Genomic DNA, 15645 nt, shown 5'->3' on the forward strand with positions numbered 1-15645 from the left:
ATTATTGTGATAAAGCATTATCTCTTATTAAAAAAGCTGAACTAGATAATAATCCTTTTGAGCTAATAATTACTGATCTTTCTTTTGATAAAAACTACGGAAATGATCAAATAAAATCAGGAGAAGAGCTTATTAATGCAATTAAAAAAACTCAACAATCCATTAAGATTATAGTTTATTCTGTTGAAGATAGAGCAGCAAAGGTTAAATCTCTTTTTTCTAAACAAAAAATTGACGGATATGTTGCTAAAGATGGTTTTGATGCTAAGGAAATTTTAAATGCTATTGATGAAATCCACAACGGTAAAACATACATTTCTAAAGAATTAGAGAAAAAACTATATCAAAAAAATACAATCATCTTAGATGATTATAGTAAAATGCTTTCTGAAAAATTATCTAAAGGGTATTCTATTAAGGAAATACAAAAACACTTTTCAGAACATAAAATTGCCCCATACAGTATTAGTAGTATTGAAAAAAGGTTAGAAAAATTAAAATTAAATTTCGAAGCCAAAAACAACTCTCATCTTATTGCTATTTTAAAAGACTTTGGTCTTTTGTAAACTAGAAATTTTGAATTGCAATTAGCCTATTTAAAAAAATGATCAAGATATTAGCTCAAGAAACACAAAAAAGACTCTTCTTAGTGAAGAGCCTTAATTTTATAATCCAATTATTTATTTTTAAGCTATAAAAGACATTTTGTTATTGCTTATCTAAATTATACTTCTGTGTCATTTCCATACTTATTTTATGTATTTCTGCTAAAGATATACTTGCTTCTTTTTCTACCAACTCCTTGTTCAAAGTAAATATTAAATCTAATGTGGGTATATCTAAATTTAATCCCAAAACTCTTAATGAAGAAGCTAATAATTCTAATTGTTGTATTTCCATATGTTTTATATTTATCTTAATCGATCTATGCCTCCACCTAGATCTTCTATATCATCATCTAATAATAAGTGAGTTCTAAACCACCTCAAAGTTACAGATTTACTTCCTGAAGTAACTGTTACATCACCAGAAAGATATTGTAATTGCTGAATACCTCCTGACACTCCATTCACTATCAAAGTAAAAGAACCATTTCCAGTTCCAGAAGCACGAGTTATTGATGAATCTGTAGCTCCCCTAGTTACTCTTGCCGTCCAAGCACCGTTACATGTTACTGATATCGTATATCTAGATCCTCTAGAAGGAACATCATCTATTTGTGTAGGACTTATCGATAATTGTTCCGTTACAGTTATACAGTTATGAATACTTTCAACAATACCGTTACTACTTATTTTAATAACTTTATTTTGTTCAGTTTTGTAGCTGTACCCTTGCCCATTAAAAGGAAGTCCTAGAACATTATATACTTTAGCCCCTATATTTGGTGCTCTGTAGTCTGCCGTTATTCCATTATGATACATTGTTCTATTTGCACTGAGATCACAAGCCCTATTCATTCCAAGACCATCTGAAGGATTACCCTGCACTGAAAGACGAAACTTTGTTAAAAAACCAATATCTATAGATACTCTCCAAGACTTGCCTAGCCAATCACTTAATTTATGTTCTTGACTTGCAAAAGTAAGATCTCCTGTAGTTAAGGCCCATTCCGCAGCTAATGTATCTAAACTTACATTAGTTCTAGTTGGCTGTCCCATTTCAATGAGAATGTCTTTAATGCTTATTTTCCCACTAATTGGTAACGCCATATAACTTTGTTTTAAGTTGCTCTATTTGTTCTTGTTGCTCTTTCATTCCTTCTATAAGTAGAGGAATTAACTTTTCATATCGAACAGATAAATGCCCTGTATCTTCATTTTTACGAACAGCTTCAGGCAATACATTTGCTACCTCTTGTGCAATAATCCCATAATCTTTACTTCCTTCTTTATAAGTAGTTTGCTTTTCATTCCATTTAAATTCATTTCCTGACAATTGGTTGATTTTCATCAAAGGATCTGCAATCGGCTTAATTTCATTTTTAAATCCAGCATCAGAGGTAGAATAAGCTACAACATCACCTTTAGCTCTAACTGTCCCTGTTTCATCCACAGAGAAAAGAACGTTTGTAGTTCCAGTTGTGTTATTTCCAATCTCAAATTTTGAATTGCCATTATTATTATTTGAATCAATATTCAAACGAATATTATTATATGAATTTATAGTAATACTATCACTCATAGCCGTTCCATAAGCACTTCTTATAGAATGTTCTACTTTTGTACCATATGTATCAGAATCCCATGTAAAATATAGTCCTCCAAAACGATATAAATGAGAATATGCAGCATTTACTGACTTCCCATAGATATTACCATTTACCGTTAAGTTATTATTAAACTTACCGTTACCTGCACTATCGGCATAAAACGCAGATCCTCCACTTCCAACTTCAAGTCTTTTATCTGTTCTCAAAATTGATGTTGCACAGTAAATACCACTTGTAAATTGATTGGATGGATTTAAACGCAACCAAGAATCTGTGAATTTAATAATGGCTTTATTATCTCCAAAATAATAACCTCCATTAGCATAAATATCATTCCCTGTGATATTACCTACAGCTATTATTTTTTCTGCAGACCATAAACCATCTCCACCCATAGCTGCTTTTGGAACACCATTTTCACACCATACTGCTTGATGGCCTCCTGCCATGGTACCTCCAGTAGGATTATTTGTATGTTTATATGCTAAACCATATAAATTTCCAAAAGTAGTACCATCAGCAGCTACTTTATAAGCTGTACCCATAGACCAAATATGGTCTGTTAACTTTGAGTTATAGGTACCATAAATCCCACCTTGTCTTGAAGTTGAAGTTAATTTCCCTGAAAAAGAATCATCAACATTACTTCGTAAAAAAACAGTACTATCTAAACCATCTAGTAAGTTTGAATCATTTACTTTACCTAACCATGCTAAAAAACCAGCCTTAGTAATATGTCTTAAATAGTTATCAGATGTACTAGTTCGCATAGTCACTGTAGCACCTGAAGGTATACTTGACTGTGTTTGATAATTACTTCTAAATAATCTTGCTTGTATATCTGCTGCACCATCTCTTACAGGTATTGTATTCGCTGCTATTCCAGCAGCTGAGTTGTAGCCATCTAATTTATCACTATCTGTTGCCTTAGCTGTTTTTCCTAAAAAGGCTCCATTTGCCCACGTTTGGGTAGCAACCAGTGCATCATTTGAATATATATCTGCCGCTCTGAATTTTTCATAACCGGTACCTGGATTGTTCATAATTGCAATACTTGCATCAGTACGCAGCATAATTTGAGAAGCAACTCTACCGCCCCAATGGAAAGATACTCTTGGTGCTTCTGTATTTACACCTGTTTGTTTTCCTCCAAAATTCAGTTCTCTAACTTCAAGAGCTGCATGCGCATATCCAGAATTTTTTGTTTTAGACGCTAACTGCCATTGTCCCATATTATTGGCACCGTTTCTAAAAAAGGAAGAACTATCAAAACCATCTAATTTATCACTATCTGTTGCCTTAGCTGTTTTACCTAAATATTTTGAACTTAAAATAGTTCCATTTTCATAGAAATTACTTGCATGTACGTTAGCATTGGCCGTTGTATTACTTTTAGTTCTATCTGCATTAAAATAAAATGCATTGGTACCATCATTAAAGCTTATTGCATCAACATTATTTGTATCATTAAAATTAAATATCAAATATTGTCCATTTAATGCTCCTGGAGCATCTATTCCTTTTCTTACAAACCCAGAAGAATCTATTCCATCTAATTTATCGCTATCTGCTGCTTTACCTGTTTTAGCTAACACATCTCTCATTACAGGTACTTTATGACTGAAAAGTCTCTCAGAATTTATACTAGTGATAGGAGCCCTACCATATACAACATAAGAGGGATTAGAATGTGGAAATATAATATCTGTACTATTGTACACGATTTGTATATCTAAATTATCATCGGAATCAATGTGATAAATAGCACCTCCTCCCCGTAACATCACATAAAATGCTGTGTTATGACTTGTATTTCCTGCATCTGCTAACATAGAGCTATATGACTCTCGAAAATCAAGAAGTTTCCAATCATATTGGGCACCTCCCCAACCTCCAGAATTTAATCTAAACTCTGCAGTTAAACCTCCTTTATGTGTTGCTGTATGCCATGTAGCCGGGGCTTTCTCACCATAAGACCTATATATATTTAACTCTCTAATTCTATTCTGATTACCTCTCTTTATAACAACTTGATAGTACTTATCTGCATCTCCTTCTACAGTAATATCTTGCGAGTATTGTCTTTTATATCTATCATCATGGTTATGAGTAGTCGCTGGAAATGTTGCTGGTTTACCTTTTATTTCTGACCATGAATGTTCATGATTACCTTGAGCTACAGTTCCTGCTGTTGTACCAAAATTCTTATTAAAGGCTGTATTTTTAGAAAATGTATTTTCCTTGCTTGAAAGTGCAGCCTCTAATCCTGAAATATTAGAAACACCTAAATTCTCTAAATCTTCTTTGTTTTGTTTTATAAAGTTTACTATCTCTTGAATTTCATCAAGAGTAGTATCGTTACTAGATAATAATGTGTTAATATTATCAATAAGCCCTTTTAATTCTTTCCCTTGTTTTGCTGATAAAGGCTTATCAACTGCAGTAGAGGTTAAATTATTAACGATATTACTTAGCGCAACAAAATACGAACTATCTTTTCCATCTAGTTTATCACTATCAACAGCTTTTGTTGTCTTTCCTAAAAACAATGCATTACTCTCTGTTTCTGTGTAATATCGATCATCATGATTGTGTTCTGACGGAGGAAAAGTTAATGGTACACCCGTTATTTGTGCCCATGTATGTGTATGAGATGCTTTTGCAAATGCTGAGCTATCCAATCCATCTAATTTATCACTATCAGCAGCTTTTGCTGTCTTTCCTAAAAATAATGTGTTACTTTCTATTTCTGTGTAATATCGATCGTCATGATTGTGTACAGCATCCAGTGTGTAAAATAATTCCCAATTACCTGATGTATATTGATAAACTTCTCTAGTATCTTTTTGTACCCCTTGTTCATGCTCTTTCATTCCTGTTTGAGCATTTCTTTCTTGTTCATTTTCCCATGAGTACCTTATACCATAAGCAGATGTAGCAATAGCAGCATTTAATTGACCTATGGTAACGCTATTATCTATAATATTTTGTAACCCTGCAATAAAACTAACTGGCATTGTAGATGGTAATACAAATTGATTAATCTGTATAATTTCACCAGAACTTAAGTTTATGATTAAGTCACCATTACTATTGACAGAGAAATTTTTAATTACTTCCCCATCGTTTATGTGTCTAAAACTATCTATTAATTCTCTAAAATTCGCTTCTGTAGGAAAGTCTCCTGTCTGGAAGTATGTTTTTAATGTATCTTTAGTTGTACTCATTCTTTTATTCTTTTAAATTTTTCAATACTTATTAATCTACCAAAAAAGAGATTCCTGAAATACTTACCATTGTAGTGTCATAATCATAACAATACATAACTCCACTAGTAGATATATCAATTCTAACAACTACATCGCCTGATTTAATACCTTTTAAAATAAGTCTTTTACTAGGCCTAAAACCGCTAGGAAGTGTAAAGATTGTAGTTGTACTAGGACCTGGAATTCCTCCTCTTACTGTTCCTTCAATATATACTACGCCATTTTTCTTACGGAATCTAGGAGCTTGATAACTGCTACTGTAATTTTCAATACCGTTTTGTAATAATGGAGTTTGCCAACCTGTGTCTTCATTTTCTATTTCAATAATAACATCTCCTGTTTGTCCATTCACACTTTGCACTGGGGCTACTGGTGCAAAAGTCTCTACAGCTCTTTTTGCTCCTTTAGGCGTCACAAATCTTGTATCGTCAGTACCTGTTTGTACCTCAGTTAATGTAGCCTGTTCTACAATTCCTTTTTTTGTAGTAGTTGCATCGGGTAACGGAGGTAACGTTTCCACAAAATCATCATCCGTTCTACTTACAAAACTATCTATAAGGTCACCATACTCTTGTGCTGTTGGTTTTTCTCCTGCTTTAAAATATTCCTTTAATGTATTTCTATTCTGTTCTGCCATAATCTTTTTTTATCTTATCTAACAATGTTTGTGTTTTCAATAACCATATCACCTATTCCCTCATCCTCAGCAATATTATTTGTACTCGGAATAGTGAGTATTTTTTCTTCTGTACTCATCATGCCCGCTGAATTTTCAGAAATTACTTTGAAGTGATGATATTTTAAATCCCCCGTCTCATTTTTAATAGAAAGACTTCCTTCTTGAGAAGTGTCTTCTAACAACAACTGTATTCCTTCTAAGTTAGAGATAAGAGTATGGATTTTATACCAATTACCTTGGGCATTCATCTTATATACATGGTATTTACCATTATGTACTGTCTTACTCCATTTTAGAATAACATAATGAATTTCAGAGTCGTTGGTTGAGTCTATATCAAAATTATATTTTACTGTTGGTGATTCAGGATTGATATTCTCAACAATACTACTTATCAATAATTTAGATTGTTCAGAGGGTACATATTCGATTACTTTAGGATGATTTTCTTTTACAGTATTGCTTCCTTCAGCATATTCAATTTCTCTTAAAGCTACAACTCTATAATATAATGGATCTCCATAAGGTATATAACCTAAATCTTGGAATTCATCTTTACACTTCCATATATTATTATCAAGTTGATTACTTTCTTCTAAATCTATAGTTTGAACCAAATCCATTGTTCTTACAGATAATGCTTCTTTAGGATTGAGAGTTCTATATAGCTTTATCTGCTTTACATTCTGATTTCTAGGATATGCATTGATTTCAACAGAAATACCTGATTTTATATTTAAAATTCTATTCTGTAATACGGGCAGTATTCTTCTTACATCTGGACTTTTTAGCGGCCTTGTATTGACTAGTTTTATAGGACCAAGAATAGGACTAAAATCGCCTAATTGCATTGTACTTCCCATTTCTCTTATTGCATAGAAATATAAGTTTTCTGAAGTACCATCTAAGTTAAAATCTGTGAATAGTATTCTCGTTTTAGCTCCTGAAATATCCTTAATAAATTCTTGAGACATTCTTTTAGCCATAGGAGCCATATCAAACTCAGGACTTGTTGGTGGTAATAAATTACCACTTCTATCTCGTATTACTTGCTTTTTAGGGATTGGTTGATAATCAGATGACCTAATATATTCATACATAAGAGGAATTTCTGTAAGGGGTATAAATGCATTATGAATTTCAGATTTAATAAAATCTTTAAATGTTACCTCGTCTTCTATACCTTCTGATACTAATTTAGGAATAACTACCTCGGTTAAACTTATCTTTCCTATTACCCCATTGTCTGTTTCATCATCAGGGTTTCCTAAATCTAATAAACTGTAATTCGTATTATAATTTTGATTTCTATATTCTAATATGTTATTGATCGATTTATATAATTGAAATTTATCTGGATATGGGAAACGATACCCAGTTTCATCTTCTGGATATAAAAAGAATTCATTATTAGTTTGAAATGTTTCTGAATATTCAAATTCAAAACCTAATAAATTTTGCCAACGTTTTACCAAATGAAGTTTTGAATCTAAATCCTCTTTTAACTTTTCTTTTATTTCTAATACTGTAGATGGCTTATATAACGCATTTAAAATTGCATCATCATTACTTCTGTAAAATTGTACACCATGTGGCTTATGCTTAAATCCAGGAGTTAATGTGAATGTTGATTTTCCAAAAGTATCTGGACGAGTTGCATATACAAATTCTTCTCCATTTGTTAATAACGGTACTTGAGGACGAATAATTTCTTGGGCAAAAAATAGTGCTGGTTGACTTATTTTAGATGTATACCAATTATTAGGATTTGTTTCATTTTCTGGGAAGTCTGAATCTACAGATTGCAATCCAAAAATAGAATATTTCAAACCTTCACCAACATCAGGTAATATGGCATCTTCAGTTAAATGGTATTGCTGGTCATGATATAAATACACTCTATACCCAGGGTAAAAGTTTATTTCTTGGCTTCCTGTTAAAATTGGATCAAAACCTTCTACTGTATTTACATCTTCAATATTTACTGGGTATTGAGGATCAATCGCATAAACAACTAAAGGATCAGATGTCCCTATGTTTTCGATTCTGACTACCTCAAGTATTTTGCGTTTTTTAGTTGGATTATTTTGGGTATGAACTCTAATGATACCTTGGTACCAATCTACGTTATGAGAATTGAACTGAGGATGATGATCTAATGTATTTGGAAACGTCATTTTATACATTCCTACATGTTTGGGTTCTGCTATCAACCTCCCATTTGTATCATATATATTTTCTTGAGGTCTGTAAACTTCTTCTATTATTACCGTTTCCCATATTCCTCTAGATTTTTCAACAATTTGCTCCGGAATACCACTGATACTTACTTCGTCAATGATCTCTCTATGTATCGGCCAATTATCTCCTATTGTTATTTGAAAATCTAATTTATTAATTGCAGATGAATTACCTACCTTCCAGTTGGCTTCAGTAAGCATATTTTCAACAGTATTAAACCTAACAATTGTATCATTTTCAAATTCTGGCTGGTGTAAAGGTTTTGTTGGATCAGGATCTGTTCCATTCATCATTGCTTCTGACACTAACTCTTTGTATACTGTAAAAATTGGCCCTTCACCTGTAACTGTTGACGAATTGATTTCATGGATAATATATTGCTTATCCTTAAACATGAAAACACTTCCTGAAAAGTGAGAGAATTCACTAGGTAGTATCTCTGGAAAAATCACATCACCTGTACTCGCTCGTTCATATCCTTCAGTCCTTATTACAGCTAATGCATTATTCACATGCGAGTCAATGCTTTTTATTTTTCCTTCTACTGTTTTTGGCGTTCTATTTCTAAAGAAAATGTTTACCTGATCTGTAAAAACTTCTTTATCATCTCTAAAAATAGCATTCTCATCTAATGGGTCTGTATAGGTACCCATCGATTCTTCATTAATTTGATATGTGATTCCATCCTGATTAATATCATGATCGAATGTTAATCTCACTAACGTTTTATCATCATTTGTGATCTCTTTTAATAAATCTTGTTCTACAGAAGAGGTTAACATTAAAGGACTCTCCTCTACAATTAGACAAGCTTTTATATTAGACGGAGGTAGTAATCTATTTTCAGGACTAAAACGAGTTTCAATATCCCAAAAAACAGTACTTCTTTGAGAACGACTAAACCAGTTTATTCCATAAGAACCATATCTATGCCAACCTTCTTCTCTCTCACGATGCAAGAATAAAGCTTCATTAGGTTCTGGTAATAAAATTGGTACCGTTTCATTAATCCCTCCAAAGTTTTGGTATTTATCTGTATTTGATAACTCTGGTTTTCGCCAAGCGGATGCATCTGGATTTGATGGATCGAAAAGTTTATATTCTATTCCTACATAGACAGGTGAAGTAAATTGAGATGTACTAAACAATGTTCTTTCTTCAAAGAAACCTGTATTTGTTTTGCCTTCGGGTAATTCTTTATTAAATAAAGATATGAAACGTTGCTTACCATCAAATAAATACCCTTCTTCATCTATTAATTTATTGATATTCTCATTCTCTGAATTTTGTATTCCAAAAACTGGTTCTAATAAATCAACAGGAGTAGGTAATCTTTCATCTACCATTGCAGTTGGTAATGATAAAAAGATATGTTGTGTTTTCGTATCTCTTTCAAAAGCTTTTGCTTCTTTAGGTAAAAAATTATTTTTATTAATGGTGTGGTATTCCGCTAAATAAATATATTTTTTATTTCTTTCATTGGTATCTATATTAGTATCTATATGTCCTAATCCTAATATTCTAGCCAAATGATAATCCATCGATGCAAATTGAATCATAGTTAAATTAGAAACATCTTGCATATCCTCTGCTTGTGAGTCTACACCTTCAGGAAGATTAGGACTAAATGGAATAGCTTCCATAGCTGTAGGATTATTTATATGATCCGAAAGTTCTAGATAACGTTTTACGGTTGTCTTTAAACGTCTATCGTAATACTCATAATAATCTGGAGTTGTACTATTCGTATTGTAGGGCTGTGTTTCTTGACCATTCCATCGATCTAAATAGTTTTCTGTATTTACTGTTTCCCCATCATTAAATCTTGGCCACGCTCCATGAATTGATGTTGAGTTTAATCTATTTTCTACCTCATTATCATCTAATGTTAATGCATATTTCCCTACAAATTCCCATTTTTTTTCTTCAGTATTCGAAGTAAGTATATCTGAATATAATTCAAATTGAACTTGTTTTATATGATTTGCTTTATACCTAACCGTTCTTATGTTTTCTTCTTCTATTCTACCTTCACCACTAAATTCTTTACGCGCTGTTACATATTGAGCTGCTGTTAACGCTTTATCTTCCACAGACAATACCTCAGCTTTAATATTCGCTGAAGTAGAAACTCCTTTTAACGTTACTGCAAACGACAATGATTTTTTATGATCTATTTCTATTAACTGATCACCATAACTTTGAATAAAATCATAACTATCAGTTAAAGGATCAATACTACCTCTTATTGAATTGTATTGTCCTATATTTTTAAAGTACACATAAAACTGCACTTCATTTATACGATAAATCCACAAGTAATTACTGTGATCTACCACACTCGGTGAAAGCGTTTCAAAGTCTAACGTTAATACATGAGGAATATAAGGAGCTCTATAAATGCGAACAAAATCATCTAACTTATTGTAATTGTTGCTATTTGTTGCATTATTTCCTTTAGGCAAATGTGTTTCTCCTAAATTTCCTTTTAATAGCCATCTTAAATGTATTCCACTTATACTTCCATCCTCTCCAGTAGAACCTACTGCTTGCACATATAAATCTGTAGATTGGAGTTTTGTCGTATCTGTTAATTCAAATAGTACAGGTTTTAGGATTACTTCAGCAGTATTTAAAGATAATTCCCCATTTACTTTGAATGATACCGTAGCAACCCCTCCAGTTGTACTCGTTAGAATTGCAGTATACGTACCATCTCCATTATCTGTAACCTCTGTTACTATCCCTGAAGAGGTTTCAATAAGAACTACCTCACCTCCTGTATTAATATTTACTCCAAATTCATTTCTTAATTGTACTGTAATAACAGATTGTTCTATACCGTCAGCCATAATTGTATTTGGAATTGCAGTAATACTACTTTCTGATACATCAACTGTAATTTTTCTAAATTTTACTGCAGCAGTATCTATAGCTTCTTCTCCATTAACAGTGAAAGATACTATTGTATGTCCTATACCTACTGTATTAGTAGTTAAAAAGGCAGTATAGCTACCATCTCCATTATCTGTAACGCCCGTTAATATCCCTGAGGTTGTTGAAATAGTTACGACTTCTCCCCCTGTGGTTATGTCTCCACCAAATTGATCCTTTAACTGAACTGTTATTACAGACTGTTCTACACCATCTGCTGTGATTGTGTTTGGACTAGCTGTGATTTCTGATTTAGTGATATCAAAAACCCCACAATCTTTATCTTTTCCTCCATCTTTAACCCCCCACTTAAACTCTTGGATAATTTTTAATCTAGCTATCTCTCCTCTACAAAAAGTTATATTACGATCTCCTCCAAAAGGAACTCTTTGTTGTAGTGGAAGTTTGCTCCATTCTATTAATAATGCATCATAGTTTTCGGTAGATAATTTAGTTAAATCAAATATTTTATCCATATTAGTAACCTTACTAACATTCCATCCACTTAAGTCTTGATTAAAGTCTCTACAAAGTAAAAACAAGTGTCTCATTGTTAAAACACTTCCTACATTCCACCCACTTAAGTCTTGATTAAAGTTTTCACAATTTGAAAACATCCCTTCCATGTTAGTAACTTGACTTGTATCCCAACTACCAATGTCTTGATTGAAATTAATACAACTAGAAAACATTCTTTTCATCATCAAAACATTCCCTACATTCCAATCTCCAATATCTTGATTAAAGTTTCTACAGCTAGAAAACATGCTTTCCATATCTGTAACCTGGCTAACATTCCAATTACCAATATCTTGATTAAAATTAACACAACTTGAAAACATTTGATGTGCATTGGTAAGTTTACTAGTATTCCAACCTCCTATATCTTGATCAAAATTAGCACATTGTGAAAAGACTCTTTTCATATTAGTAACTTGACTAACATCCCAATTACCAATATCTTGATTAAAACTGGTACAAGATTGAAACGTACTTTCCATACTTGTGACTTGACCAACATCCCATCTACCTATATTTTGATTAAAAGCTTCACATCGAAAGAACATATTATTCATCCTAGTAACTTGGCTAACATTCCAACTACCTATATCTTGATTAAAATTTGTGCAATAATTAAATAGGGAACTCATATCTGTTACTTGACTAACATCCCATCTACCTATATCTTGATTGAAATTAACACAGCCATTGAACATACTTGTTATACTAGTTACTTGGCTTGTAATCCAACTACCTATATCTTGATTAAAATCTGTACAATGATAAAATAGGCCACTCATATTAGTTACCTGACTAACATCCCATCTACCTATATCTTGATTAAAGTTTTTACAGTTTCTGAATAGAGAACTCATACTAGTCACTCGACTAACATCCCAACTACTAATATCTTGGTTAAAATTTTCACATTCAGAGAACATGTATGACATACTATTAACTTGACCTGTATTCCACTTACTAATATCTTGATTAAAAACTGTACAGTCTCTAAACATTCCTGTCATATCTATTACTTTGCCTACATTCCATGCTCCTATATCTTGGTTAAAGTTTTCACATCTGTAAAACATGTTTGCCATAGTTGTAACATTACTTACATCCCAATTACCTATGTTTTCATTGAAATTGGTACAGATTTGAAACATGCCTCCCATTAGTTTGACCTTGCTAACATTCCATTTAGATAGATCTTTATTAAAACTTACACAGGCAACAAAGAGATTCGTCATATTAATAACTTCACTAACATTCCATTTTCCTATATCTTGATTAAAATTAGCACAACCTAAAAATAACTCCGCCATATCAGTTATAGAACCAACATCCCAGTCATTGATACTTATATTACTAATTAAAGAAGAACAATGTTTAAACATCCCTTTTACAGATTTAACATCTGATAAATTTGGAACATCAAATGCTTTAACATCTAAGTTGGCACATCCAAAAAAGGCGTACTCCATTGATTTCCAAACTATACCTCCCCATTGTTGTACACTTAATATTTTTGTTTTATCACCTCTATTGTAAAAAAACAAATGCGGAAAAACTCCACGAATTTTTACTGTATATTCCCCTGGCTCTGTATAAGTATGTGTTGCTGAGGTTGAAAAACCTAATTCAAAAACCCCGTTATTATCTCCCCAATCTACATCATAATCATAGGTATACTGGCTTGTATTTACTGGTATTGTAATCGATTCGTTAGGTGTAGTTGTTTTCCAAGTAGTTATAAAATAGTCCGTTTCTAAAAACGCCATAGCTTTTGTTCTTTTTAATGTTGTCAATTTATTTTATCTCAATATCGTTTACCAATACTATACCTCCTTGGTCTACAATTTCATAAGTATTCCCATTCCATAGCTTATACTGAAAACGAATATTTAATGTGTCCGCTTCTATTTTTTTACTGTTGTGCATTATAAACGCCTGAGAATAGTCTTTTGCATATAAAACAGTGTATGCATCATCTGGTTGTTCTGAACCTTCTGATACTACTGCAATTGTATTTTCCATTTCTTCTAATGGAGTTTTAGGGTCATTAAAAGGTTCTGGGTTTCTAATTAATAATGCAATAGCATCATTAGTATTCTTATTTCTAATGATATTGAACTCTGTGGTTTCTGGTGGATCTAAAGGTTTCATCTTAAAGGTACCTTCTAAAATTCTATCCAAATAATCTAAAAATTCTGTTTCTTGAATATCGTTTGTAGATGATGTAGCTATAAGTGTATCATATGCTTTATCAATAGCACTAGCTGATATATCTAAATCAATCGTGAATATTGCTTTGGTATTATTTTCCTCATCTAGTATATAACTGTTTACTTGCTCCTCAAAAGATACATAACGAGAAGTTTGGAATACATAATTGTGCACCTGCTTTCTAACCCCGTTAAATGCATTCGTAATAATTGCCGTATACATTTTATTAGGCTTCAAATTTTTAAAAGCAATCGTAGTATACTCACTTGCAGGTGAAATAATATCTCCTGGGATAAAATCACAATTTCCTCCCTGCGCTTCTACAAAGTTTTTTATATACTGTAGCATTAAAGGCATTGGTACATTATCATCAATACTCCATTCTTCAATCGTTTCAGGAATATTGGTAGTATCAACATCTGGTGGCATTGGGTACTCTACCACAACATTTGATACTGGATCTTGCACAAAAACTTTAAAAGACTGTAGTCTATCATCACCATTTTTAGTTTCTATTACAGGTAAAGTATTGTTACCACTTCCTCCATAAGCGTCCCAAGAGTCTTTGAACATATGAGTTACATATGGTTTTATGTAAAACAATTGTAATTTAGCGTGTTCATGTCCAAAAAACAAAGGTTTGGAACGTAATAAATTCCCATCTGCATTTGGGTACGATCGTTTATAATCTATATATTGTTCTAAAGATGTTAAAGGGTATTGCTCTGGATTTAATAGCTTACCATCTCCGTCTCGTTCCCCTCCATAGTTTACATCAGGTGCATTATGATAATGCCCTACGGTACCTGCTGTTTTAAACCCGTAATGATACTTAAATTCTTTAGGGTTATCTGTATCGTCTACTATATCTTGTACTGTAAATGCAACATGATATTTAGTGTTTGGACGCCAAATAGGAGCCGCTACTTTATTTATTGCTTCAACTGTTGCATTGTAATCTTCTTGAATAGCACTTTGAGAAGGTATATTTAAATTGTAAGTATAATCTTCCACAGATAGCCAAGATAACTCATGTAGTAGTGTATTACATTGTTTTGTATTATCATCATTACACAAACCTTTAACAATTTCCAAAATCTCTTTAGCTAATGTTTTCAATCTTGCATAATACCCTCTACACAAACTAGAATCACTACATCCTCTTAATTGCGTTAATACAGAAGTATATTCTGCAAATTCTGATTGTATTGCTAAAGCTAATTTCTTATCCTTTATTGTCATAACTATCTTTATTATTAACTTTTACTTTGAAGTAAACTTTACCCTTTAATTGATTCATTTTTAAATTCTCCTCCCCAAAAACCAGCTGGACAACTACTCCCCTTAGCTCTTTGTTTTGCACTTAATCTACATCCACATCCTCTTACAAATCCTTGTTTTCTATAATTTGAAAATTCCTTTGTTAATGGGTGGATATATTTACTTGAATTACAACTATTCCCTGTCTTTAGAGGACAATTATTGCATATTCTTTCACGAGAAAGAAATACTAGATTTTCGTCTTTGACAAATAATGATTTAAACTCATTAAAATGACCTTGTATGATGTTATTCAAACTTCC

Annotated in this window: 8 protein-coding genes; 1 reads left to right on the top strand and 7 read right to left on the bottom strand. The window is 32.3% G+C overall.

Annotation, left to right across the window (positions count from 1 at the left end; genetic code table 11):
* Window positions 1-566, top strand: a 566-nt coding sequence (locus tag BVC87_RS17935) for a response regulator transcription factor (RefSeq protein WP_075343786.1), incomplete at its 5' end; no start/stop codon positions are given.
* Between the two features lie 142 nt (window positions 567-708).
* Here the strand turns inward: BVC87_RS17935 and BVC87_RS17940 are convergent.
* Genes BVC87_RS17940 through BVC87_RS17970 form a run of 7 tightly spaced genes read right to left on the bottom strand, consistent with a single transcriptional unit; the run spans window position 709 to window position 15639 of the window.
* Window positions 709-900 carry a hypothetical protein gene (locus tag BVC87_RS17940; RefSeq protein WP_075343787.1) on the bottom strand — a complete coding sequence of 64 codons (192 nt, stop codon included), beginning with the start codon at window positions 898-900 and terminating at the stop codon, window positions 709-711.
* 11 nt (window positions 901-911) lie between these two features.
* The gene (locus BVC87_RS17945) at window positions 912-1712 is read right to left on the bottom strand and encodes a BACON domain-containing protein (protein ID WP_143569828.1); all 801 of its coding nucleotides are present in this window, start codon (window positions 1710-1712) and stop codon (window positions 912-914) included.
* On the bottom strand, window positions 1696-5439 hold the full coding sequence (locus BVC87_RS17950) for a tail fiber domain-containing protein (RefSeq protein WP_075343789.1): 3744 nt from the start codon (window positions 5437-5439) through the stop codon (window positions 1696-1698). Before BVC87_RS17950 ends, BVC87_RS17945 begins: the two co-directional genes overlap by 17 nt.
* 31 nt (window positions 5440-5470) lie before the next feature.
* Window positions 5471-6118 carry a hypothetical protein gene (locus BVC87_RS17955; RefSeq protein ID WP_075343790.1) on the bottom strand — a complete coding sequence of 216 codons (648 nt, stop codon included), beginning with the start codon at window positions 6116-6118 and terminating at the stop codon, window positions 5471-5473.
* A 14-nt stretch (window positions 6119-6132) separates the two neighbouring features.
* A complete protein-coding gene (locus tag BVC87_RS17960) occupies window positions 6133-13617 on the bottom strand; it encodes a BspA family leucine-rich repeat surface protein (protein WP_143569829.1) in 7485 nt (2494 codons plus the stop codon).
* Between the two features lie 28 nt (window positions 13618-13645).
* Window positions 13646-15304, bottom strand: coding sequence for a hypothetical protein (locus BVC87_RS17965; RefSeq protein ID WP_075343792.1), 1659 nt, complete (start codon window positions 15302-15304; stop codon window positions 13646-13648).
* A 38-nt stretch (window positions 15305-15342) separates the two neighbouring features.
* Window positions 15343-15639 (bottom strand): hypothetical protein, encoded by a 297-nt coding sequence (locus tag BVC87_RS17970; RefSeq protein WP_143569830.1) that lies wholly within the window; start codon window positions 15637-15639, stop codon window positions 15343-15345.
* Window positions 15640-15645 lie beyond the last annotated feature (6 nt).

This window comes from Tenacibaculum agarivorans (assembly GCF_001936575.1).
In the GTDB taxonomy this organism is placed as follows: Bacteria; Bacteroidota; Bacteroidia; order Flavobacteriales; family Flavobacteriaceae; genus Polaribacter; species Polaribacter agarivorans.